This window comes from Micromonospora sp. ZG13 (assembly GCF_059359355.1).
In genome coordinates this window covers 1-26,192 of sequence record NZ_JCADBQ010000025.1, presented here as the reverse complement: position 1 = coordinate 26,192, position 26,192 = coordinate 1, and the positions used below count along the sequence as shown (strand labels likewise).

Below are 26,192 nucleotides of genomic sequence, written 5' to 3'. Positions count from 1 at the left end.
CCAACGAGGACAAGCTCCGGGACTACCTCAAGCGGGTAACGGTCGACCTGCAGAAGACCCGGCAGCGCCTGCACGAGGTGGAGGCGTCCGCGCACGAGCCGGTCGCGATCGTCGGCATGGCCTGCCGCTACCCGGGCGGCGTGACCAGCCCCGAGGACCTGTGGCGGCTGGTGGAGTCGGGCACCGACGCCACCGGCGCGTTCCCGACCGACCGCGGCTGGGACCTGGAGTCCCTGTACGACCCGGAGTCCCGCCGGGAGGGCACCTCCTACACCTCGCGCGGCGGTTTCCTGTACGACGCGGCGGACTTCGACCCGACGTTCTTCGGCATCAGCCCCCGCGAGGCGGTCGGGCTGGACCCGCAGCAGCGGCTGCTGCTGGAGGTCGCGTGGGAGACGCTGGAGCGCGCCGGCATCGAACCCGGCTCGCTCGCCGGCAGCCCCACCGGCGTCTTCACCGGCCTGATGTACCACGACTACGCGGGCAGCAACAGCTCGGGCAGCGTGGTCTCCGGCCGGGTCGCCTACACGCTGGGATTGGAGGGGCCGGCGGTCACCGTCGACACCGCCTGCTCGTCGTCGCTGGTGGCGCTGCACCTGGCGATCCAGGCCCTGCGCCGGGGCGACTGCACGCTCGCGCTCGTCGGCGGCGTCTCGGTGATGGCGACGCCCCTGACGTTCGTCGAGTTCTCCCGCCAGCGCGGCCTGTCGCCGGACGGGCGGTGCCGGTCGTACTCGGCGGACGCCGACGGCACCGGCTTCGCCGAGGGCGCCGGCGTGCTGCTGGTGGAGCGGCTGTCGGACGCGATCGAGCGCGGCCACCGCGTCCTGGCGGTCGTCCGGGGCTCCGCGGTCAACCAGGACGGCGCGTCGAACGGGCTCACCGCGCCCAACGGGCCGTCGCAGCAGCGCGTCATCGAGGCGGCGCTGGTCGACGCGGGCCTGTCGACGCGCCAGGTCGACGTGGTCGAGGGCCACGGCACCGGCACGACCCTGGGCGACCCGATCGAGGCGCAGGCGCTGCTGGCGACGTACGGCCAGGAGCGTGAGGACCCGCTGTGGCTCGGCTCGGTGAAGTCGAACATCGGGCACACCCAGGCCGCCGCCGGGGTGGCCGGGGTCATCAAGATGGTGGAGGCGATACGGCGCGGCGTCCTGCCCGGGACGCTGCACGCCGACCAGCCGTCGGACCAGGTGGACTGGACGGCCGGGAACGTGCGGCTGCTGACCACGGCCGTCGCGTGGCCCGAGACGGGGCAGCCGCGCCGCGCGGCGGTCTCCTCGTTCGGGTTCAGCGGCACGAACGCCCACGTGATCGTGGAGCAGGCGCCGCACGCCGAGGCGCCCGCGCCGGCCTCCGCGCCGGTTACCTCGTTGCTGGTCACCGCCCGCGACGCCGACGGGCTGCGCGACCAGGCGCGGCGACTGTCCGCCGTGGTGTCGCGGGTCGAGCCCGCCGAGCTGGGCTACGCCCTGGCCACCACCCGGTCCCGCTTCCCGCACCGGGCCGCCGTGTTCGGCGCCTCCACCGAGGAACTGGCCGCCGGCCTGGCCGCCCTGGGCCGTGACGAGCAGGCCGCCAACCTGGTACGCGGCCGGGCGGCGGACGGCCGGGTGGCGATGCTCTTCTCCGGGCAGGGCGCGCAGCGCCTCGGCATGGGCCGCGGGCTGTACGCGACGTACCCGGAGTTCGCGGCGGCGTTCGACGAGGTGTGCGCGGCGCTGGACCCGCACCTGGACCGGCCGCTGCGCGAGGTCCTGGACACCGAGGAACTACACGAGACCGGCTGGACGCAGCCCGCCCTGTTCGCCGTCGAGGTGGCCCTGTACCGGCTCGTCCGGTCCTGGGGCGTCACCCCGTCGGTCCTGGCCGGGCACTCGATCGGCGAGCTGGCCGCCGCGTACGTCGCGGGCGTGTTCCCGCTCGCCGACGCGGCCCGCCTGGTCGCGGCCCGGGGCCGGCTGATGCAGGCGCTGCCGACCGGCGGCGCGATGCTCGCCGTCCAGGCCACGGAGGCCGAGGTCGCGCCGCTGCTCGGCCCCGACGTCGACCTCGCCGCCGTCAACGGCCCGGACTCGGTGGTGGTCTCCGGCACCGAGGAGGCGGTGGCGGCGGTGGCCGCCCGGTTCACCGACCGCCGGACCCGACGGTTGACCGTGTCGCACGCCTTCCACTCGCCGCTGATGGACCCGATGCTCGCGCAGTTGCGGGCGGTGGCCGAGACGGTGACGTACGCGCCGCCGACGATTCCGCTGGTCTCGACGGTCACCGGCGCGCCGGTGGGCGACGAGCTGGCGACGCCGGAGTACTGGGTCGGACAGGTCCGCGCGACCGTACGCTTCGCCGACGCGGTACGCGCCGTCGCCGCGACCGGCACCACCACGTTCCTCGAGCTGGGCCCGGACTCGGTGCTCGCCACCATGGCGGCCGACTGCCTCGACGGCGACGTGCTGGCCACGCCGGTGCTGCGCCGCGACCGCGACGAGCCGCGTGCCCTGGTGGAGGCGCTGGCCCGGCTGGAGACCCGGGGCGTCACCGTGGACCCGGAGGCGTTCTACCACCGGTCCGGACCGTCCCTGGTGGACCTGCCGACGTACCCCTTCCAGCACGAGCGGTTCTGGCAGGACAGCGTCGAGCCGGCCGCCGCCGGCGGTTCCGGCGACGACGACGGCCTGTGGGCGGCCGTGGACAGCGGCGACCTCGACACGGTCGTCACCACGCTCGACGTGGACCCGCAGGCGCCCCTGGCGTCGGTGCTGCCCGCGCTCTCGGCGTGGCGCCGGGGCCGGCAGGAGCGCTCCGCGCTGGACGGCTGGCGCTACCAGGCCCGCTGGGAGCGCCTCCCCGGCGGCACCCCGGCGGCGCTGAGCGGAACCTGGCTGCTGGTGGCCGGCGACCCGGCGGTGACCCGGGACGCGGGCGCCGCCGTCGCCGACGCGCTCGCCGCGCACGGCGCGACCGTCGTCACCACCGACCCCGAGGGCCTGCCCGGCCACCTCGACGGCGAGCCGGCCGGCGTGGTGTCCCTGCTCGCGCTCGACGAGACGTTCCTGCCCGGCCGCCCCGGCGTCCCGGCGGGCGCGGCCGCCACCCTCGACCTGATCCGCGTCCTCGCCGGGCGGGGCGTCCGGCTGTGGTGCGTCACCCGTGGCGCCGTCGCCACCTCGCCGGCCGACCCGGTGACCGGGGTGGCGCAGTCGCAGGTGTGGGGCCTCGGCCGGGTCGCCGCCCTGGAGCTACCCGACACCTGGGGCGGCCTGGTCGACCTGCCCGCCGAGCTGGACGGGCGCACGGCCGCCGCGCTGGCCGGCGTGCTCGCCGGCAGCGGGGAGGACCAGGTCGCGGTGCGCCCGGACGGGGTGTTCGTCCGCCGGCTGCACCGCGCGCCGGTGACCGGCACCCCGCGCTGGCGCGGCGTGTCCGGCACCGTGCTGGTCACCGGCGGCACCGGCACCCTCGGCATCGAGGCCGCCCGGCTGTACGCGCGCCACGGCGCCGAGCGGGTCGTGCTGCTGAGCCGGCGCGGCACCGCCCCCGCCGAGATCCTCGACGAGCTGCGCGGGGCGGGGGCCCAGGTCGACGTCGTCGCCTGCGACGTGGCCGACCGGGCCGCCCTGGCGGCGGTCGTCGACGGCTACCCCGACGTACGCGCCGTGGTGCACGTGGCGGGGCTGGCGCAGCTGACCGGCATCATGGACATGGACCACGCCGAGTACGCCGACGTCGTCTCCGCCAAGGTCGCCGGCGCCACCAACCTCGACGCGATCTTCGCGGATCGCGACCTCGACGAGTTCGTGCTCTTCTCCTCCGTGGCCGGCGTCTGGGGCAGCGGCGGCCAGGCCGCCTACGCCGCCGGCAACGCGCACCTGTGCGCCCTCGCCGAGGCGCGGCGCGGCCGGGGACAGCCGGCCACCGCCCTCGCCTGGGGCCCGTGGGCCGAGAGCACCCTGGTGGACGACGAGATTTCGGCCTCGCTGCGCAAGCGGGGCCTGGCGCCGATGGCGCCGCAGCGCGCCGTCGCGGCCATGCGTACCGCCCTGGGGGCCGGGGACACGAACGTCGTGCTCGCCGACGTGGACTGGGCGGCCTTCGCGCCGTCGTTCACCGCGCTGCGGCCGAGCCGGCTGTTCGACGCCATCGGCGAGGCGGTCGCCGACGAGGAGCCGACCGCGACGTCCACCTCCTCGGACTTCGCCCGCCGGCTCGCCGCCCTGCCGGAGGCGGACCGCCTGGAACACGCCGTCGGGCTGGTGCGTACGCAGGTGGCGCTCACGCTCGGCTACGCGGGCCCGGAGGCGGTCGAGCCGACGTCGGCGTTCAAGGAGCTGGGCTTCGACTCGGTCACCGCCGTCGAGTTCCGCAACCGGATGGTGGAGGCCACCGGCGTACGGCTCTCCGCGGCCGTCGCGTTCGACTACCCGACCCCGGTCGCGCTGGCCGAGCACCTGTTGGAGACCGGCCGCACCGAGGTGGTCGTCGGCACCGTCGCCGCCGACGAGCCGATCGCCATCGTCGGCATGAGCTGCCGGTTCCCCGGCGGCGTCGGCTCCCCCGAGGAGCTGTGGGCGATGCTGCGCGAGGGCCGCGACGGCATCGGCCCGTTCCCCACCGACCGCGGCTGGGACCTCGACAGCCTGTTCCACCCCGACCCGGAGCACTCCGGGACCAGCTACGTGCGGGAGGGCGGCTTCCTCGCCGACCTGCCGGGCTTCGACGCCGCCTTCTTCGGCATCAGCCCCCGCGAGGCGGAGGCCATGGACCCGCAGCAGCGGCTGGTGCTGGAGGCGTCCTGGGCGGCCTTCGAGGACGCCGGCATCGACCCCACCGCGCTGCGGGGCAGCACCACCGGGGTGTACGTCGGCGCCAACAACGTCGACTACGCCCGGATCACCGGCGGCGCGGGGACGAGCGCCGAGGGCTTCATGGCCACCGGCAACGCCGCGAGCATCCTCTCCGGCCGGCTCTCCTACGTGCTGGGGCTGGAGGGCCCGGCTGTGACGGTGGACACCGCCTGCTCGTCGTCGCTGGTCGCCATGCACCTGGCGGTGCAGGCGCTGCGCTCGGGCGAGTGCGCGATGGCGGTGGCGGGCGGCGTGACCGCCATGTCGACGCCGGGCGCGTTCCTGGAGTTCAGCCGCATGCGCGGGCTCGCCCCGGACGGGCGCTGCAAGGCGTTCGCGGCCGGCGCGGACGGCACCAACTGGGGCGAGGGCATCGGTGTGCTCGTGCTCGAACGGCTCTCCGACGCGCTCGCCGCCGGCCACGAGGTGCTGGCCGTGGTGCGCGGGACCGCGGTCAACCAGGACGGCGCGTCCAACGGGCTGACCGCGCCCAACGGGCCGTCGCAGCAGCGGGTCATCCGGCAGGCGCTGGCCGACGCCGGGCTCTCCACGGCCGACGTGGACGTGGTCGAGGCGCACGGCACCGGCACGACGCTGGGCGATCCGATCGAGGTCGACGCGCTGTTCGCCACGTACGGCCGGGACCGTGCCGGCGACCGGCCGCTCTGGCTCGGCTCGGTGAAGTCGAACATCGGGCACACCCAGGCCGCCGCCGGCGTCGCCGGAGTGATCAAGATGGTGCTCGCGCTGCGGCACGGCGAGTTGCCCCGGACCCTGCACGTGGCCGAGCCGACGGCACACGTCGACTGGGCGGGCGGCGTCCGGCTGCTGGCCGAGGCGCAGCCGTGGGGACGCAACGGGCACCCCCGCCGCGCCGGTGTCTCGTCGTTCGGGTTCAGCGGCACCAACGCCCACCTCGTCGTGGAGGAGGCCCCCGAGGCGCCCGAGGCCGAACGGACGCCCGACGACGGGCCCGTCGCGCTGGTGCTCTCCGCCCGCTCGGACGGCGCGCTACGCGAGCAGGCCGCCGGGATCGCGCCGCTGCTGGCCGACGTGCCGCCGCGCGACCTGGCGTACTCGCTGGCGCGGCGCAGCACGCACCCGCGTCGCGCGGTGGTGGTCGGCGGGGCCGACGAGCTGCGCGCCGGCCTCGCCGCGCTCGCGGCGGGGGAGCCCGCGCCCAACCTCGTCACCGGGGTCGCCGGCACGCCCGGCAAGGTGGCGTTCTCCTTCCCGGGGCAGGGCTCGCAGTGGATCGGCATGGCCGTGGAGCTGCTCGACGCCTCGCCGGTGTTCGCCGCGCGGATGGCCGAGTGCGCGGACGCCCTGGCGCCGCACGTGGACTGGTCCCTGGAGGCCGTCCTGCGCGAGGGCAGGGACCTGGACCGGGTGGACGTCGTGCAGCCCGTCCTGTTCGCCGTGATGGTGTCGCTGGCCGAGCTGTGGCGCCACCACGGCGTCGAGCCCGCCGCCGTGGTGGGGCACTCGCAGGGGGAGATCGCCGCGGCCTGCGTGGCGGGCGCCCTCTCCGTTCCGGACGCGGCCAGGGTCGTGGCCCTGCGCAGCCGGGCCCTGCTGCGCCTGTCCGGCAAGGGCGGCATGGTGTCCGTGCCGCTGCCGGCGGCCGAGGTGCGCGACCGGCTGGAGCGCTTCGCCGGCCGGGTGACCGTGGCCACCGTCAACGGGCCCCGGACCACGGTGGTGGCCGGCGAGCTGGACGGCCTCGACGAGCTGCTGGCCGAGTGCGAGCGCGACGGCGTGCGCGCCAAGCGCATCCACGTCGACTACGCGTCGCACTCGGCGTACGTGGCGGAGATCCGCGACGAGCTGCTCGACGTGCTGGCCGGGCTGACGCCCCGCCGGCCCGAGGTGCCGCTCTACTCGACGGTGGACGACCGCTGGCTCGACGACGTGCCGCTGGACGCCGAGTACTGGTACCGCAACCTGCGCCAGACGGTGTGGTTCGAGCCGGCCATCCGCGCCCTGCTCGACGCGGGCGTCACCACGATCGTGGAGGTCAGCCCGCACCCGGTGCTGACCATCGGCGTGCAGGACGTCGTCGACGACGCGGAGGCGCCCGCCACGGTGGTCGGCTCGCTGCGCCGCGACGAGGGGGGCATGGCGCGCTTCCTGCTCTCCCTGGGCGAGGCGCACGCGCACGGCGTACCCGTCCGCTGGGACGACGAGGGGGCGCGTCGGGTCCGGCTGCCCGGCTACCCGTTCCAGCACGAGCGCTTCTGGCCGGCCACCGCGACGGTGGCGGCCGACGCGGCCGGGCTGGGACTCGGCGCCACCGAGCACCCGCTGCTCGGCGCGGCGGTGGCCCTGGCCGACACCGACGGCCTGCTGTTCACCGGGCGGCTGTCGGTGGCCGCGCACCCGTGGCTGGCCGACCACCGGGTGGGCGGTCAGGTGATCGTGCCCGGGACCGCGTTCGTGGACCTCGCCGTCCGGGCCGGCGACGAGGTGGACTGCGGCCGCGTCGAGGAGCTGACGCTGACCGCGCCCCTGGTGCTGCCCGACAAGGGCGGCGTCCAGGTGCAGATGCGCGTCGAGGCGCCCGACGACAACGGGCAGCGGCAGGTGACCATCCACTCCCGTCCTGACGGGGTCGCCACCGACGCGACGCCGTGGGTGCGCCACGGCGTCGGCCTCCTCGCCCCCGGCGGGCCGGCGGGCGACTTCGACGCCACGTGGCCGCCCCCGGAGGCCGAGCCCGTCGACGCCGACGAGCTGTACGCCACCCTGGCCTCGGCCGGTCTCGCGTACGGCCCGACGTTCCAGGGGGTGCGCCGGGTGTGGCGCCGGGGCGAGGAGATCCTCGCCGAGGTCGCCCTGCCGGCGCAGGCCGCCCGCGCGGCGGCCGGCTACGGCCTGCACCCGGCGCTGCTCGACGCCGCGCTGCATCCGATCGCGCTCGCCACCTCGAGCACCGAGGCGTTGCTGCCGTTCGAGTGGAGCGGCGTGTCCGTACACGCCGTCGGGGCGACGGAGCTGCGCGTCCGGTTGCGTCCGCGCGGCCGGAACACGGTCGAGGTGACCGTCGCCGACCAGACCAACACCGTGGTCGCCGAGGTGGAGTCGCTGGTGCTGCGGGAGGCCACGGCCCCCGCGCAGCCAAGTACGCACCACGACGCACTGTTCCGCCTGGAGTGGACCCCGGCCGCCATCCCGGCGACCCCGCCGGACGCCCGCTGGGCGGCTCTCGGCGGCTGCACCCTGCCCCAGGACGCCGGCCTCGTCGCCGACGCGTACCCGGATCTGGCGACGCTGCGGGCCGGCGTGGCCGACGGCGCGCCGATGCCCGCCCTGGTCGTGCTGCCCTGCGCGGCCGACGCCGCCGGCGACCTCGCCGGGGCGGCGCACCGGGCCGTGCACGACACCCTCGCGGTGCTGCGGGAGTGGCTGGCGGAGGAGCGGTTCGCCGACGCCCGGCTGGTCGTCGTCACCCGGGGCGCCGTGAGCGTGCACGAGGCGGCGGCGGACCTGGCCGGCTCGCCGGTGTGGGGTCTGCTCCGCTCGGCGCAGAGCGAGAACCCGGACCGCTTCGTCCTGCTCGACGTCGACGACCGCGAACCGCACCGGGCGCTCGCGGCGGCGCTCGCGGCCGACGAGCCGCAGCTCGCGATCCGCGACGGCGTCGCCCTGGCGCCGCGGCTCGCCCGGGCGGCCAGCAGCCCCGCGCTGACGGCGCCCACGGCCGAACGCTGGCGGCTGGACGTCACCGAGCGGGGCACGCTGGACAACCTCGCCCTGCTGCCCGAGGCGGAACAGGCCCCCGCCCTGGCGCCGGGTCAGGTGCGCATCGCGATGCGGGCCGCCGGCCTGAACTTCCGCGACGTGCTGATCGCCCTCGACATGTACCCCGGCGGCGGGGTGATGGGTGGCGAGGGCGCGGGCGTGGTCGTCGAGGCCGCACCCGACGTGCGCGGCGTCGCGGTCGGCGACCGCGTCATGGGCCTGTTCTACGGCGCCTTCGGCACCGAGGTCGTCACCGACGCGCGGATGGTCGTGCCGGTACCGCCGGGGTGGTCGTTCGCCCAGGCGGCGTCTACCCCGATCGCCTTCTGCACCGCCTACTACGCGCTGGTCGACCTGGCCCAGGTGAAGCCGGGGGAGCGGGTCCTGGTGCACGCCGCGTCCGGCGGCGTCGGCATGGCCGCGGTCCGGCTCGCCCGGCACCTCGGCGCCGAGGTGTACGGCACGGCGAGCACCGGCAAGTGGGACGCGCTGCGCGCGATGGGGCTGCCGGACTCGCACATCGGCAACTCCCGCACCCTGGAGTTCGAGGAGCGGTTCGGCGGGGCCGGCATCGACGTGGTGATCGACTCGCTGGCCAAGGAGTTCGTCGACGCCTCGCTGCGGCTGCTGGGCCGCGGCGGCCGGTTCATCGAGATGGGCAAGACCGACGTACGCGACCCGGGGCGGGTCGCCGAGGACCACCCGGGGGTCGAGTACCAGGCGTTCGACCTGCTCGCCATCGACCCGGAGCGGGTCGGCGCGATCCTGCGCGACGTGCTCGCGCTCTTCGCGGAGGACCGGCTCACCCCGCTGCCGGTGCGCACGTACGACGTGCGCCGCGCCCCGGAGGCGTTCCGGACCATGTCCAAGGCCCGGCACGTCGGCAAGCTCGTGCTCACCACGCCGCCTCGGCGCGACCCCGACGGCACCGTGCTCGTCACGGGCGGCACCGGCACCCTCGGCGGGCTGCTGGCGCGGCACCTGGTGACCCGGCGCGGGGTGCGGCACCTCCTGCTCACCAGCCGCCGGGGCCCGGACGCCGCCGGCGCCGCCGACCTGGTGGCCGAGCTGACCGGGTACGGCGCGCAGGTCACCGTCGCCGCCTGCGACGCGGCGGACCGCGACGCGCTGACCGAGACCCTGGCCCGGGTCCCCGCCGCGCACCCGCTGACCGCCGTGGTGCACACGGCGGGCGTCCTCGACGACGGCCTGGTCACCGCGCTCACCCCGGAGCAGGTCGACGCGGTGCTGCGGCCGAAGGTCGACGCGGCGGTCAACCTGCACGAGCTGACGCTCGACGCCGAGCTGGCCGAGTTCGTGGTGTTCTCCGCGGCGGCCGGCACGATGGGCGGCCCCGGGCAGGGCAACTACGCGGCGGCGAACACCTTCCTCGACGCGCTCGTGGCCCACCGGCGCGCGGCCGGGCTGCCCGCCCGCTCGCTCGCCTGGGGACTGTGGGGCGAGGCGAGCGGGATGACCGCACACCTGGACGCCACCGACCGGGCCCGGATGGCCCGCGTCGGGCTGCTGGAACTGTCCGTGGCGCAGGGCATGGCGCTCTACGACGCGGCGGAGCTGATCGACGAGGCGCTGCTGGTGCCGATGCCGGTGGACCCGGCGGCCCTGCGCGAGCTGGGCCGGGTCGGCATGCTGCCCCCGCTGCTGCGCGGCCTGGTGCGGGGCACGTCCCGGCGGGCGGTGGAGCAGGCCGCGCAGTCGCCCGGCGCCCTGCGGGACCACCTGGCGAGCCAGAGCGGCCCGCAGCGGCGGCACACCGCGCTGGAGTTCGTCAAGGCGCAGGCCGCCGCCGTGCTCGGGCACGCCAGCGCCAGCGCCGTGGACCCCGACCGGCCGTTCACCGAGCTGGGCTTCGACTCGCTGACGGCGGTCGAGTTCCGCAACCGGCTGAAGGCGGCCACTGGCCTGAAGCTCTCCGCCACGATGGTCTTCGACCACCCGACCGCCGGGGCGCTCACCGACCACCTGCTGGCCGGGCTGGCCCCGGCCGAGGTGGACCCGGCGGCGGGGCTGCTGGCCGAGCTGGACCGGCTGGAGCGGTCGTTCGCCCAGGCCGGCGCGGCGGGCCTGGCGGACGCGGTCAAGGCACGGATTACCGATCGGTTGCACGCGGTGATGTCGAATTGGCGTGGCAGGTCCGACGTGGACACCGAACCCGACGGCCTGGACGTCGGCCTGGCGCTGAAGACCGCATCGGCCGACGACCTGTTGCGGTTCATCGACGACGAACTCGGCACCGGTTGAGCCGGAGGCGCTGAGGAGGGCTACTGATGGCGAACGAAGAACAGCTTGTCGAGTACCTCCGGCGCGTGACGGCCGACCTGCACGAGACGCGGCGCAAGCTGCGGACCGCGACGGAGCGGGAGCCGATCGCTATCGTCGGCATCGGCTGCCGCTTCCCGGGCGGCGTACGCTCCGCCGACGAGCTGTGGGAGCTGGTGTCGGCCGGCGGGGAGGGCATCACCGACTTCCCCACCGACCGGGGCTGGGACCTGGACGACCTGTTCGATCCGGACAGCGGCACCGGCACCAGCTACGTACGGCGCGGCGGCTTCATCTCCGACGCCATCGACTTCGACGCGGGCTTCTTCGGGATCAGCCCGCGCGAGGCGCTGGCGATGGACCCGCAGCAGCGGCTGATGCTGGAGACCTCGTGGGAGGCGTTCGAGCACGCCGGCATCGACCCGCACTCGCTGCGGGGCAGCCGGACCGGCGTGTTCGTCGGCGCCAACAGCGTCGAGTACCTGTCGGCGATGCAGCAGGACATCGACGCGCTGATCGGCTACACGATGACCGGGGTCGCCGGCAGCGTGGTGTCCGGCCGGGTGTCGTACGTGCTGGGGCTGGAGGGACCGGCCGTCACCGTCGACACGGCGTGCTCGTCGTCGCTGGTGGCGATGCACGTGGCCGCGCACGCGCTGCGCAGCGGCGACTGCGACCTCGCGCTGGCCGGCGGCAGCTGCGTCATCGGCACCCCGGGCACGTTCATCGAGTTCTCCAGCCAGAAGGGGCTCGCCCCGGACGGGCGGGTGAAGGCGTTCGCCTCGGCCGCGGACGGCACGGCGTTCGGCGAGGGTATCGGCGTACTCGTGCTGGAGAAGCTCTCCGACGCGCGCCGCAACGGCCACCAGATCCTGGCCGTGATACGGGGCTCGGCGGTCAACCAGGACGGGGCGTCGAACGGCCTGACCGCGCCCAACGGGCCGTCGCAGCAGCGGGTCATCCGGCAGGCCCTGGACAGCGCCGGGCTCACCCCGGCCGACGTGGACGCGGTGGAGGCGCACGGCACCGGCACCACGCTGGGCGACCCGATCGAGGCCCAGTCGCTCATCGCCACCTACGGTCAGCAGCGCGACCGGCCGCTGTGGCTGGGCTCGGTGAAGTCCAACTTCGGGCACACCCAGGCCGCCGCCGGCGTCGCGGGCGTGATCAAGATGGTCATGGCGCTGCGGCACGAGGAACTGCCCCGCACGCTGCACGTGGACAGGCCGTCGCACCACGTGGACTGGACCGACGGCGCGGTGCGGCTGCTGAGCGAGCCGGTCGGCTGGCCGCGGGGCGACACCCCGCGCCGGGCGGGCGTCTCGTCGTTCGGCATCTCGGGCACCAACGCCCACGTCCTGATCGAGGAGCCCCCGGCCGTCGAGGCCCCGCGGGACGCCGCGCCGGCCGAGGGCCCCACCCTGTGGGTGCTGTCGGCCCGTACCGAGGCGGCGCTGCGCGAGCAGGCGGTCCGGCTGCGCCGACACCTGGCCGACGACCACACCGAGCACGACGTCGCGCACGCCCTCGCCACCACCCGGGCCCGCCTGCCGCACCGCGCGGTGCTCGTCGGCGACCGGGCGGAGCTGTCCACCGCCCTCGACGCGCTCGCCGACGGCGAGGCCGCCCGCAACCTCGTGACCGGCCTCGCCGACGTCGGCGACCGCACCGCCTTCCTCTTCCCCGGGCAGGGTTCGCAGTGGCTGGGCATGGCCGCCGAACTGCTCGACACCTCGCCCGTCTTCGCCGACCGGATGACGCGGTGCGCCGCCGCCGTGGACCGGCACACCGACTGGTCGCTGCTCGACGTGCTGCGCGGCGTACCGGGCGCGGCCTCCCTGGAGCGGGTCGACGTCGTCCAGCCCGCGCTGTTCGCCATGATGGTCTCGCTGGCGGCGCTGTGGCGCTCGTACGGGGTCGAGCCCGCCGCCGTCGTCGGGCACTCCCAGGGCGAGATCGCCGCTGCCTGCGTGGCCGGCGCGCTCTCCCTCGACGACGCCGCGCTGGTGGTGACCCGGCGCAGCCAGCTCATCGCCGTGGAACTCGCCGGCCGGGGCGGCATGGTGTCCGTGTCGCAGCCGGTGGCGGAGGTCGCCCGACGGCTGCGGCCCGGCCTGTCGATCGCCGCCGTGAACGGGCCCGCCACCGTGGTGGTATCCGGGTCGCCCGAGGCGCTCGACGAGCTGCTTGCCGAGTGCGAGCGCGACGAGGTCCGGGCCCGGCGGATCGACGTCGACTACGCCTCGCACTCCGCGCACGTGGAGTCGATGCGCGACGAGCTGCTCCGGATCCTCGCCCCCGTCCGCCCGCGTACCAGCGACATCCCGCTCTACTCGACCGTGACGGGCGAGCTGCTCGACACCGCGGAGCTGACCGCCGACTACTGGTACCGCAACCTGCGGCAGACCGTCGAGTTCGAGCAGACCGTACGCGGCCTGGTCGCCGACGGCGTCGACTCCTTCATCGAGGTCAGCTCGCACCCCGTGCTCGTACCGGCCGTGCAGGACCTGCTCGACGAGGCCGAGGGCGGCTCCGTCGTCGGCACGCTGCGCCGCGACGAGGGCGGCCTGCGCCGGTTCCTGCTGTCGCTGGGGCAGGCGCACACCCGGGGCGTACGGCCCGACTGGGCCACGCTCGTCACCGCCCCCGCCCGGCCGGTCGCCCTGCCGACGTACGCCTTCCAGCGGCGCACCTACTGGCCGAGCGGCGCGGGCGGCCCGGTCGACGCCACCGGCCTCGGCCTGGGCTCCACCGGGCACCCGCTGCTCGGCGCGACCGTGTCGCTCGCCGGGGCGGACGGTGTGCTGCTCACCGGCCGGTTGTCGACCTCGGCGCACCCCTGGCTCGCCGACCACCGGGTGGCGGGCCGGATCCTCCTGCCCGGCACCGCCTTCGTCGAGCTGGCGATCCGGGCGGGTGACGAGGTCGGCGCCACCCGGATCGAGGAGCTGACGCTCGAGGCGCCCCTGGTGGTGCCGGAGCGGGGCGCGGTGCAGGTACAGCTCCGCGTCGGCGAGCCCGGCCCGGACGGTGCCCGGCGGCTGACGGTCCACTCGCGGCCCGACGCGGACGGCCAGTGGACCCGGCACGCCACCGGCACCCTCGCCACCGGCGCAGCGGGCGCCGACGACCGTGCGGCGACCCCGGCGGGTGTCTGGCCGCCCGAGGGCGCCGAGGCGGTGGACACCGCGCAGTTGTACGACCGGTTCGCGTCGCTCGACGTGACCTACGGCCCCGCCTTCGGCGGTCTGGGCTCGGTGTGGCGGCGGGGCGACGAGCTGTTCGCCGAGGTCACCGCGCCCGAGACGGCGAAGGTCGCCGGCTTCGGCCTGCATCCCGCCCTGCTCGACGCGGGGCTGCACCCGCTCGGCCTGGGCGTCTTCACCGCCGACGACGGCGCGGGCGGGCCGTGGCTGCCGTTCGCCTGGCACGGGGTGAGCCTGCACGCCACCGGCGCCGCCCGGCTGCGGGTCACCATCCGGCCGGCGGGCCCCAACGCCGTCGCGGTGGCCGTCGCCGACCACGCGGGCGCGCCCGTCGCCGCGATCGAGGCGCTGGCTGTGCGCCGCCTGCCCGCGGGCGCGCTCGCCGCCCTGACCAACCCACGCCACCAGGCGATGCACGTGCTCGACTGGGTGCCGGTCCCGGTGGCCGACGGCGCGGCCACGGTCGCGGTCGTCGGCGGCGACCTGCCCGGCGCCACCGCGTACGACAGCCTCGCCGCGATCACCGAGGTTCCCGGCCACGTGGTCCTCCCGATCACCCGCGACGGCGACGACCTCGTGGGGGACACCTACCGGGTGGCGGAGCGCACCCTCGCCGCCGTCCAGGAGTGGCTCGCCGACGCCCGGTTCGCCGACGCCCGGCTGGTCCTGCTCACCGAGGGCGCGACGGACGGGACCGACCCGGCGCTCGCCGCCGTGTGGGGGCTCGTACGCTCCGCGCAGTCCGAGAACCCCGGCCGGTTCGTCCTGGTCGACGTCGCCGGGCAGCGGTGGCAGCCGAACCTGGTGCCCGCGCTGCGTACGGGTGAGCCGCAGCTCGCCCTGCGCGACGCCGAGGTGCTCGCGCCCCGCCTCGCCAAGGCGGCGGGGGAACCGGGCACGCCGCCGGAGATCACCGGATCCGTCCTGGTCACGGGCGCCTCCGGCACGCTCGGCCGCCTCGTCGCCCGGCATCTCGTCGCGCGTCACGGCGTCCGCCGGCTCGTGCTCGCCGGTCGCCGGGGCATGACCGAGGACCTGGCGGTCCTGCACGACGAGCTGACCGCCCAGGGCGTCCACGTGACGGTGGCCGCCTGCGACGCCGCCGACCGCGCGGCGCTGGCCGCGCTCGTCGCGGAGCACCCGCCCACGGCGGTCGTGCACACGGCCGGCGTCCTCGACGACGGCATGATCGCGTCGCTCACGCCGGAGCGGCTCGCGACCGCGCTGCGCCCCAAGGTCGACGCGCTGGTCAACCTGCACGAGTTGGCCGGCGACCTGAGCGCCTTCGTCGTGTTCTCCTCGGCGGCGGGCGTCCTCGGCGGCCCCGGGCAGGGCAACTACGCGGCGGCCAACGCCTTCGTCGACGCGTTCGCCGCCCACCGGCGTGCCCGGGGCCTGCCCGCCGTCTCGCTGGCGTGGGGCATGTGGGCGCAGCGCACCGGCCTCACCGGCGCGCTCGACGACGCCGACCTGGCCCGGATGCGGCGCTCCGGCGTACGGCCGCTGTCCACGGAGGACGGCCTCGCGCTGTTCGACGAGGCGCTCGGCGCGCCGGAGGCCGCCCTCGTGCCGATCCACCTGGACCTCGCCGCGCTGCGGGAGCAGGCGACCGGCGGGGTGCTGCCCACGGTGCTGCGCGGCCTGGTCCGCACCCCGGCGCGACGGCAGGTCTCGGCCGACGCCGCGGCGGCCTCCGACCTGGTCGCGACCCTGGCCGGGCGGGGCCCGGCGGAGCGCCGCAAGGAACTCGTTGACGTCGTCCGCGCGCAGGTCGCGGTCGTGCTGGGGCACGGCGGCGGCGACGCGGTCGGCGCCACGACGGCCTTCAAGGAGCTGGGCTTCGACTCGCTCACCGCGGTCGAGTTCCGCAACCGGCTCAACGCGGTGGTCGGCCTGCGGCTGCCCGTCACGCTGGTCTTCGACTACCCCAACCCGACGGTGCTCGCCGAGCACCTGGACGCGGAGCTCTTCGACGGCGGGCCGGCCGCCGCCGTGGTGGTGGCCTCCTCCGACGGCGGCGGCGACGACCCGATCGCGATCGTCGGCATGGGCTGCCGCTTCCCCGGCGGCGCCAGCTCCCCGGAGAAGCTGTGGGACCTGGTCGCCGGGGGCGTCGACGCGGTGGCCGGCTTCCCGACCGACCGGGGCTGGGACATCGACAACCTCGTCGACCCGGACCCGGAGAAGCCGGGCCGCACCTACTGCGGCGAGGGCGCGTTCCTGTACGACGCGGCCTGGTTCGACGCCGAGTTCTTCGGCATCTCCCGACGCGAGGCCCTGGCCATGGACCCGCAGCAGCGGCTGTTCCTGGAGACTTCGTGGGAGGCCGTCGAGCGCGCCGGCATCGACCCCACCACCCTGCGCGGCAGCCGCACCGGGGTGTTCGCCGGCCTGATGTACCACGACTACAGCGCGCACCTGCAACACCTGCCCGCCGAGCTGGACGGCTTCATCGGCACCGGCGTCGCCGGCGGCGTGGTCTCCGGCCGGGTGTCGTACGCGCTGGGGCTGGAGGGGCCGGCCGTCACCGTCGACACGGCGTGCTCGTCGTCGCTGGTCACCCTGCACCTGGCCGCCCAGTCGCTGCGCCGGGGCGAGTGCGCCCTGGCCCTCGCCGGCGGCGTGACCGTGCTCGCGACGCCCAACGCGTTCATCGACTTCAGCCGCCAGCGGGCCCTCGCGCCGGACGGCCGGTGCAAGTCCTTCGCCGCCGGCGCGGACGGCACCGGCTGGGGCGAGGGCGTCGGCGTACTGGTGCTCGAGAAGCTCTCCGACGCGCGCCGCAACGGCCACCCGGTGCTCGCCGTCGTGCGCGCCACCGCCGTGAACCAGGACGGCGCGAGCAACGGCATGACCGCGCCGAACGGCCCCTCCCAGCAGCGCCTGGTCAACCAGGCGCTCGCCGACGCGCGGCTGCGCCCCGGTGACGTGGACGCGGTCGAGGCGCACGGCACCGGCACCACGCTGGGCGACCCGATCGAGGCCCGGTCGCTGATCGCGACGTACGGCCGCGACCGGGGCGAGCAGCCGCTCTGGGTCGGCTCGATCAAGTCGAACATCGGGCACACGCAGGCCGCCGCCGGTGTCGCCGGGGTGATCAAGATGGTGGAGGCGATCCGGCACGGTGTGCTGCCGCAGACGCTGCACGTCGACGCGCCGTCGCCGCACGTGGACTGGGCCGACGGGGCCGTCCGGCTGCTGACCGAGGCGGTGCCCTGGCCGGAGACGGGACGCCCGCGCCGCGCCGGCGTCTCCTCGTTCGGCATCTCCGGCACCAACGCGCACGCGATCATCGAGCAGGCGCCGGAGCCGGTGGTGGTGGACTCGACCGCCGAGGTGCCGGTGGTGCCCCTGCTGGTGTCCGGCCGCGACCAGGCCGCGCTGCGCGACCAGGCGGCCCGGCTCGCCGCGCGCCTCACCGCCGACGCGTCCGCCGCCGACGTGGGCTTCTCGCTGGCCACCACCCGTACCGCGCTGCGGCACCGGGCGGCCGTGCTGGGCAGGGACCTCGACGAGCTGCGCGCCGGCCTCTCCGCGCTGGCCCGCGGCGAGAACGCCCCCGGTGCGGTCGGCGGGACCGCCGACACCGCCGGCGCGACGGCCGTGCTGTTCACCGGCCAGGGGGCGCAGCGGGTCGGCATGACGGCGGAGCTGTTGGGCTTCCCGGCGTTCGCGCGGGCGTTCGACGAGGTGTGCGGGGAACTCGACCGGCACCTGGAGCGGCCGTTGCGGGAGGTGCTGGACACCGACGAGGTGCACCAGACGGGCTGGGCGCAGCCGGCGTTGTTCGCGGTCGAGGTGGCCCTGTTCCGGCTGTTCGAGTCGTGGGGCGTACGGCCGGACCTCGTGGCGGGGCACTCGATCGGTGAGCTGGCCGCCGCGCACGTGGCGGGCGTACTCACCCTGCCGGACGCCGCCCGGCTGGTGGCCGCCCGCGGCCGGCTGATGCAGGCGCTGCCCACCGGCGGCGCGATGGTGGCCGTACGGGCCACGCAGGACGAGGTCGCGCCGCTGCTCACCGGCGACGTCGCGATCGCCGCCGTCAACGGGCCGGAGTCGGTGGTGCTCTCCGGCGAGGAGGCCGCCACCCTGGCGGTCGCCGCTGAGCTGGCCCGCGCCGGCCGCAAGACCAAGCGGCTCACCGTGTCGCACGCGTTCCACTCGCCGCTGATGGAGCCCATGCTCGACGAGTTCCGCGCGGTGGCCGAGTCCGTCGCGCACCACCCGCCGACGATCCCCGTGCTCTCCACGGTCACCGGCGACGTCGCCGAGCTGACGCCCGGGTACTGGGTGGAGCAGGTGCGGGCCACGGTGCGCTTCGCCACGGCGGTCGAGGCGCTGGCGGCCCGCGGCGTACGCACCTTCCTCGAACTGGGCCCGGACGCGGTGCTCACCGCGCTCGGCCGCGAGTGCGTGGCGGACGGCGAGTTCGTTCCCGCGCAGCGCGCCGACCGGGACCCGGCGCTGGTGGCGACCGAGGCCCTCGCCCGCCTGCACAACCGTGGCGTACCCGTCGACTGGGCGGCCTTCTTCGCCGGCGCGCGCCCGGTGGCGCTGCCCACGTACGCCTTCCAGCGCACCCGCCTGTGGCCGGACGCGCCCGCCGTCGCCGCGCCCGGCGACGACTTCTGGGCCGCGGTCGACCGCGACGACCTGGGCGCGCTGCTGGGCCTGGATGACACCGCGACCCTCAAGGACGTGGCGGTGGCCCTGTCGACGTGGCGGCGTGGGCCCGCGCCGGGCTACCAGCTGCGGTGGTCGCCGGTCACCGCGCTGCCGGCCGCCGCGCTCCCGGGCGTCTGGCTGGTGCCGGAGGGCGTCGATCCGATCGCCGAGGCGATGGCCCGGCACGGCGCCGACGTCCGCGTGTACCGCGCCGGCACAGCCGACGAACTGCTCGACCTCGCGCCGGACCACGTGGTGTCGGGGGTGCTGACGACGCCCACCGGTCCCGCCCCCGCCGAGCTGCTCGGGGCCCTCGACGGGGCCCGCATCGACGCTCCGGTGTGGGCGCTGACCCGGCAGGCGGTCGCGGTCGCCCCCGGCGAACGCGTCGCCGATCCGACCGGGGCCGCGGCGTGGGGCTTCGGCCGGGCCGCCGCCGTCACCACACCCCGCGCCTGGGGTGGGGTCGTCGACCTGCCGGAGGCGCTCGACGAGCGGACCCTGGGCGCCCTGTGCCGGGTGCTCACCCGGGGCGCGGGCGAGGACCAGGTGGCGCTGCGCCCGGCGGGCGTCTTCGCCCGCCGGCTCGTCGCGGCTCCCGCGCACGCGGGTGACCCGTGGCGGCCGGCCGGCACGGTCGCGCTGCACGGCGGGCCGCTGGCGGAGCGGATCGCCACCCTGCTGGAGGCGGCGGGCGCGACGGTCACCACGGGCGCCGCCGACACGGTGGTCGTCACCAGCGACGCCGACGACGCGGTCCCGACCGCCCTCGCCGCCGAGGCGGAGCGGCTCGTGCTCGTGCACACGGTCGACGAGCTGTTCGGGGTCGCCGGCGCCGCCGAGACGGCAGCCGTGTTCGACGCGATCGCCCAGCGGCGTGACGGGGCGGTGTGCGTAGCGGTCGGGCCGGACCTCACCGTCGAGCGGTTCGCCGCCGCGGTGGGCGCGGGCGCCGTCGGCCGGGTCGCGGCCGACGTGGACTGGGCCTCGTTCGTGCCCGACTACACCCGGTACCGGCCGAGCCCGCTGCTGCGGGACCTGCCGGACGCGATGCGCCACATCACCGAGACCGCCGAGGACACGCTCGACGTCGACAACCCGGACGCGTTGCGCCGGCTGCTCGACGGCGCCGACGAGGCCGAGAGCCGCACGGTGCTGTCCCACGTGGTGCGGGCCCAGACCGCGTACACGCTCGGGCTGCCGTCGGCGGCCACCGTCGAGGAGGACCAGGAGTTCCTCGACATCGGCTTCTCCTCGCTCACCGCCGTGGAGCTGCGCCGCAGGCTCGAAGCCCTCACCGGGCTGGAGCTGACGGCCGCGCTCGTCTACGACCACCCGACACCCGCCGAGGTGGTCGAGGAACTGCTCGCCCAGCGGGCCCTCGTCGCGTAGCCGACCCCCCCACGACGTGGAGCGGCCCCCTTCCTCACCCCCCTCACAGAAGGAAGCCCACATGAGCAAGTCCGCTCGGATGAGCACCCTGATCAAGCCGCCCAAGGTGGCGTGGAACCCGACGGAACGCCGGCTGCTGCGCGCGGCGGGCATCGCCGACCTGCGCGCCACCGCCCGCCGGGCCGTGCCCCGGATGGTCTTCGACTACTGCGACGGGGCGGCGGACAGCGAACGCAGCCTCACCCGTGCGCGGGAGACGTTCGCGAACATCGAGTTCCAGCCGTCGGTGCTGCGCGACGTGTCCAACCTGGACACCAGCCGTACGGTGCTGGGCAAGCGGCAGAAGCTGCCGTTCGCCCTGGCGCCCGTCGGGTTCAACCGGGTGATGCACGCCGAGGGCGAGCCGGCGGTCGCCTCGGTCGCGCAGCAGTTCGGTGTGCCGTACTCGGTCTCCACCCTCGCCACCACGTCGCTGGCGGACGTCGCCGCCGCCGCGCCGGAGGGCCGGCACTGGTTCCAGCTGTACTTCGCCGAGGACCGGGCGATGGTCAAGGAGCTGCTCGCGCTCGCGGAGGAGGCGAGGTTCGACACGATCCTGCTGACGCTGGACACGCCGATCTCCGTGCCGCGCCGCCGCGACATCCGCAACGGCCTGACCATCCCGCCGTCGATGAGCATCGGCACCATCGCCGAGGCGTTCCTGCACCCGGGCTGGTGGGTCCGGCAGTGGCGGGCTGGCACCCCGTCGCCGCAGGTGCTCAAGGCCACCGGAGGGTCCGCCTCCGACATGATCAAGCGGGTGTTCAACCCGCGGCTGTCCATCGAGGACGTCGAGTGGCTGCGCGGCGCCTGGTCGGGCAAGCTCGTCGCCAAGGGCGTGCAGAGCGTCGCCGACGCCAAGCGGGTCGCGGCCGTCGGGGTCGACGGGGTGTGGCTCTCCACGCACGGCGGGCGCAAGCTCGACCGGGCGCCGGTGCCCGTGGAGCTGCTGCCGGACGTGGTCGACGAGGTCGGCGACCGGGTCGAGGTGCTCGTCGACACCGGCATCACCTCGGGCGCCGACATCGTGGCGGCGCTCGCCCTGGGCGCCACCGCCGCCGTGGTCGGCCGGGCCTACCAGTACGGGCTGATGGCCGGCGGCCGCCGTGGCGTCGTACGCGCCATGGAGATCCTGAGCCGGGAGATCGAGGTCACCATGAAGCTGCTCGGGGTCTCCTCGGTGGCCGAACTGAACCGTTCCCACGTCAAATTCCGCTGACTCCGGGTTGGGTTCAAGGCCCAAATCGGCTTTGTCGTCTGTCGATCTCTCCTCGTCGGTCGCCATCTTCGCGGGTGGTGAGGGGTGCGGGTAGGGGTTACCTCCCCCAACTCCTGTTCGTAATGATCGGACTGTCGTATTTCGGGGCGTACGTGGAGGTAATTTGTGGCACGCATGAGCGGGAATGGTCACTGCCGTTCGTTCAACGGGGACGGGAGGATGGACATCATGGCCCGTGACGACGTCACCGGTGAACTGTTCGTCTTCCCGCACAGCGGCAGCTTCCGGGGTGGCGAGACCTTCGGCGAGCCGGTGCTGATCAGCACCGACTTCCATCCGACGCGCAATTACGGACTGGTCCGTCCCATCGACGTCAACGGCAACGGCTACGCCGACGTCATCGGCGTGAGCATGAGCTTCATGAACCCGACCCACGGGATCTTCCTCTACCCGAACAAGGGCGGGCTGAACGGCCTCGACACCCTCGGCGAACCGATCCGCATCTCCGGCGCGCGCGACGACAAGAAGTGGGAGACGCTGGGCATCGCGGACATGGACCTGGACGGCTGCGACGACATGTTCGGCCGGGAGCAGGACGCGGGCCATGTCGACGCGTTCTTCAACCAGCGGCAGGTCAGGCAGAACGAGACGTACGACCGCACCGCGCACCGCATGGTGACCGTCGACGTCGAGGACTTCCCGCTCGCGATGGCCGACGTCACCGGCACCGGCCGGCCCGACCTGCTGGTCCGCCGCGCCAACGGCGACCTCGACCTGTACGAGTTCGCGCAGAACACCTCCGGCGAGGGCCCCTGGTGGCGGGGCGAGGGCCAGTGGTTCACGCTCGGCCGGGGCTGGCAGGAGTTCGCGCACATCTCGGTGACCGACATCGACCTCGACGGCCGGCCGGACCTGCTGGCCGTACGAGCCGACGGAACGCTCGTCGTCCACCTGCACAACGGCAAGTTCGATCCGGAGCAGCCCTCGGCCACGTTCTCCGCGCCGGAGGTCCTCGCGACGGGTTGGCAGAAGTACTCGGTGGTGAGCTGACGTGGGCGGCCCGCTGGAGGCCGGACGGCCCGGTGACGCCGACGTGGGACGAGAGGGGCAGCGGTGAGCGAGAACGCGGACGACCAGGCCGGATGGCGGTTGAGGGTGGACTCCACCCGATGCGTCAGCTCGGGCTTCTGTGTCGGCAGCGCGCCGGAGCACTTCACGATGGAGCAGGTCTCCCGGCCGCTGGCCGACGTGGTGGCGCCGAGCGACGCGGTGCTGGAGGCCGCCGACTTCTGCCCGGTGGAGGCCATCTCGGTGTTCGACGCGCGGACGGGGGCACAGATCGCCCCGAAGAGGTGACGGCGGCCGGGCCCCGCGCCCGGCTCCCGGCCACGCGGCGACACCACCGGTCCGGCCCGGGCGGCATCCCGTACGCGCGGACGACCGGCTGAAGCACCGGTATCGCAGGACATCTCGAACGGCCCACCGGCCCCGGGCACGCCCCGGGGCCGGTGGGCCGTTTCGGGCCCCGGGTGCTGGGCGCGACCGGGCTGCGCCGGATGCTGCACGGGGTCGGGCGACGACGCGCGGGCCGCGTACGCCGTCTCGGCCGGGTGGGCCGCCTCCGGTCCGGGCCGGCACCTCGGTGTACCCGGCGAGGCGTCTCGTGCGCCCCGCGAACGGACCGGCCCCCCACCCCGGTCGTGCGTCGGGGTGGGGGGCCGGTCGTGGCTCACCCGGGTCAGACGTTGTCCAGCTCGCTGTCCAGGATGTCGAACAGGTCGTCCGCCGTGACCGAGGCGAGGTCCGTGGCCTCGGCGGGGCTGGACTTGTCGCGCCACCTGGTCAGCAGCCGTTGCAGGGCCGCGGCGATGTCCGTCTCCGCCGTCTGCGCCGCGTCCACCAACTCCAGCGTCGCCTCCACCTTGGCGATGCCGTCGACGAGGGCACGCAGGTTGAGCTGCGCCTGGTTGCCGCCCAGTTCCCCGATCAGGTGCTCCACGAGCGCCGCGGGCGTGGGGTGGTCGAACGTCAGCGTCGCCGGCAGGCGCAGGCCGGTGGCCTGGTTGAGCCGGTTGCGTAGCTCCACCGCCGTCAGCGAGTCGAAGCCCATCTGCTTGAACGCCTGCTCCGCCCGGACGGTCTCCACCGAGCCGTGTGCCAGCACCGAGGCGACGTTCGTGCGTACCAGGGTCAGCAGCACCTCGCGCTGCTCGGGCTCGGCGAGGCCGGCCAGCCGGCTGGACAGCGACGCCGCGCTGCCGGCCGAGGAGGCGCGCCGGGGCCGGGTGAAGGATCGCAGCGGTGGCGGCGCCGACGTGTTCGTCCGCAGGGCGGCCACGTCCAACCTGATCGGGACCAGACACGGCTCGTCCGTCCGGCAGGCGGCGTCGAACAGCGCGAGCCCCTCCTCCACGGTGTGCGCCAGCACACCGTTGCGCCCGATACGGGCGAGGTCGGCCTCGGTCAGCCCACCGGTCATCGCGCCACCGCTGCGCCACAGGCCCCAGGCCAGCGACGTCGCCGTGAGGCCGGACGCCCGACGTCGCGCGGCGAGCGCGTCCAGGAAGGCGTTCGCCGCCGCGTAGTTCGCCTGGCCGGCCGTGCCCAGCACCCCCGTCGCCGAGGAGAACAGCACGAACATCTCGACGTCGCCGGCCAGCTCGTGCAGGTTCAGCGCGGCGTCGACCTTCGCCCGCAGCACCGCGTCCACCCGCTCCGGCGTGAGCGACTCGACCGTACCGTCGTCCAGCACGCCCGCCGCGTGCACGACACCGACCAGGTCGGGCAGGGACGTCAGGAGCGCCGACAGCGCGGCCCGGTCTGCGGCGTCGCAGGCGGCCACCGTGACCCTGGCGCCCAGCGACTCCAACTCGGCCGCCAGCTCCGCGGCGCCCGGCGCCGCCGGCCCCCGGCGGGAGGTCAGCACGAGATGCCGCGCACCGTGCGCGGTGACCAGGTGGCGGGCCAGCGCGGCGCCCAGTGCTCCCGTGCCGCCGGTGACGAGCACCGTGCCCGCCGGGTCGAACAGGGGGCGGTCCGACGCGGCCGCGAAGGTCGCGAGGCGCGGCACGGTCGGCACCCCGTCGCGGACGGCGACCTGTGGTTCGCCGGTCGCGACGGCCGCGCCGACGAGAGCCGGATCGTCGGCGTCGACGAGGACGAAACGATCGGGGTGCTCGGTCTGCGCCGAGCGGACCAGGCCCCAGACCGCCGCCCCCGCCGGGTTCGTACCGTCGGTCGCACCCCGGGACACGAACACCAGCGGGGAACGGTCGCCGGGCAGCCACCCGTGGACCGCCGCGAGCGCGTCGTGCACGGCGGCCCGTACCGCCTCGGCGTCCGTACCGGTCCCGACCTGGAACACGTCGAAGGCGCCGGCGGGGGCCACGGGCGTGGGGACCGGCAGCCACTCCAACCGGTGCAGCCCGTCCGGGCCGGCGGTGGAGCGCAGTTGCTCGATCGTCACCGGGCGCGCGACCAGCGACTCGACCGTGGCCACCGGCATCCCGGTGCCGTCGGCGAGCGCCAGGGCGTACGCGTCCTGAGCGGTGGGCGTGATCCGCACCCGCAGGGCCGTCGCCCCGACGGTCGACACCCGTACGCCGTGCCAGCTGAACGGCAGGCGCAGGGGACCGTCGGCCCCGGTGGCCAGGGAGATCGGGTGCAGGGCCGCGTCCAGCAGCGCCGGGTGCAGTCCGAAGCGGGCCGTGGGCGCGTCGACGGGGAGCGCGACCTCCGCGAGCAGTTCGTCGCCGCGCCGCCAGGCCGCCACCAGTCCCCGGAACGCGGGCCCGTAGTCGACGCCGAGGTCGGCGATGCGGTCGTACAGCTCCTCGACCGGGACGGGGACGGCGTCGGCGGGCGGCCACTCACCGGCCCAGCCGGTGTCGGGCTCCGCGGCGGCGTCGAGCAGGCCGCTCGCGTGCTGCGTCCACGGCTCGCCGTCGGATGCGTCCTCGCGCCGGGAGTGCACCCGCAACGGTCGGCGCCCGGCCTCGTCGGGTTCCCCGACCTCCACCTGTATCCGCACCGCGCCGTCCGGTGGCAGCACCAGCGGCGCGTGCAGGGTCAGCTCCTCGATGCGGTCGAGGTCGACGTGCTCGGCGGCCCGCCGCGCGAGTTCGACGAAGGCGGCACCCGGCAGCAGGACCGTGCCCAGGACGGCGTGGTCGGCGAGCCAGGGCTGTTCGCGCAGGGAGAGCCGGCCGGTGAGCACGCTCCGCTGGGAGTCGGCGAGCGCCAGCACCGCGCCGAGCAGCGGGTGGTCCGCCGCCCCGAGCCCGAGTCCACCGGCGTCGGCGGGGGAGTCGTCGGGGACCAGCCAGTACCGCTGGTGCTGGAACGGGTACGTCGGCAGCTCCACCTCCCGGGCGCCCGCCCGGTACGCGGCGGCGTCGGGGCCGGTCCCGGCGGTGAAGAGCTGCCCGACGGCCCTGGTGAGGGTCGCGGTCTCGGGTTGTCCCCGGCGCATGGTGGCGATGGTGGTGGCGTCGCCGGCGGCGTTGGCGGCCGTGGCGAGGACGGTGTCGGGGCCGATTTCGAGGTAGGTGTCGACGTGGTGCGTACCGGCGAGGGTCTGGATGGCGCCGTGGAAGCGGACAGCCTGGCGGACCTGGTCGACCCAGTGGTCGGCGGTGGGCCGCAGCGGTTGGCCGGTGACGGTGGAGATGAGGGGGATGCGGGGCTCGTGGTGGGTGATGGACGCGGCGACGGCTCGGTAGTCGTCGAGCATGGGGTCCATCAGGTGGGAGTGGAAGGCGTGGGAGACGGTGAGGCGTTTGGTGCGGTGGCCGTGGGCGGCGAGTGCTT

At 75.5% G+C, this 26,192-nt stretch carries 5 protein-coding genes and 2 pseudogenes; 6 read left to right on the top strand and 1 reads right to left on the bottom strand.

Features of this window, described 5'->3' with window-relative positions; all coding sequences use genetic code 11:
• Nucleotides 1–14: 14 nt before the first annotated feature.
• The 6 genes and pseudogenes from AC5L34_RS28735 to AC5L34_RS28710 all read left to right on the top strand — a co-directional run.
• Nucleotides 15–7,430, top strand: a pseudogene (locus tag AC5L34_RS28735) (type I polyketide synthase); the annotation flags it as partial.
• A complete protein-coding gene (locus AC5L34_RS28730) occupies nucleotides 7,425–10,844 on the top strand; it encodes an SDR family NAD(P)-dependent oxidoreductase (RefSeq protein ID WP_494827796.1) in 3,420 nt (1,139 codons plus the stop codon). The pseudogene AC5L34_RS28735 and the gene AC5L34_RS28730, both read left to right, overlap by 6 nt.
• Before the next feature lie 65 nt (nucleotides 10,845–10,909).
• A pseudogene (locus AC5L34_RS28725) lies at nucleotides 10,910–20,125 on the top strand (type I polyketide synthase); the annotation flags it as partial.
• Between the two features lie 61 nt (nucleotides 20,126–20,186).
• Nucleotides 20,187–21,383 (top strand): alpha-hydroxy acid oxidase, encoded by a 1,197-nt coding sequence (locus AC5L34_RS28720; protein WP_101414453.1) that lies wholly within the window; start codon nucleotides 20,187–20,189, stop codon nucleotides 21,381–21,383.
• Between the two features lie 174 nt (nucleotides 21,384–21,557).
• Nucleotides 21,558–22,433: an FG-GAP repeat domain-containing protein gene (locus tag AC5L34_RS28715; protein ID WP_441178123.1), complete on the top strand. Its 876-nt coding sequence runs from the start codon at nucleotides 21,558–21,560 to the stop codon at nucleotides 22,431–22,433.
• Nucleotides 22,434–22,496: 63 nt separating this feature from the next.
• Entirely contained in the window at nucleotides 22,497–22,739 is a 243-nt protein-coding gene (locus AC5L34_RS28710) for a ferredoxin (protein ID WP_199184668.1), read from the top strand.
• Nucleotides 22,740–23,121: 382 nt separating this feature from the next.
• Here AC5L34_RS28710 and AC5L34_RS28705 read toward each other — a convergent pair.
• On the bottom strand, nucleotides 23,122–26,192 hold a 3,071-nt coding region (locus AC5L34_RS28705), incomplete at its 5' end, for a type I polyketide synthase (RefSeq protein WP_494827789.1).

Coding starts and splice junctions, on each gene's coding strand:
- AC5L34_RS28715 (WP_441178123.1), top strand. CDS start 21,558: ATGAGCGGGAATGGTCACTGCCGTTCGTTCAACGGGGACGGGAGGATG.
- AC5L34_RS28720 (WP_101414453.1), top strand. CDS start 20,187: ATGAGCAAGTCCGCTCGGATGAGCACCCTGATCAAGCCGCCCAAGGTG.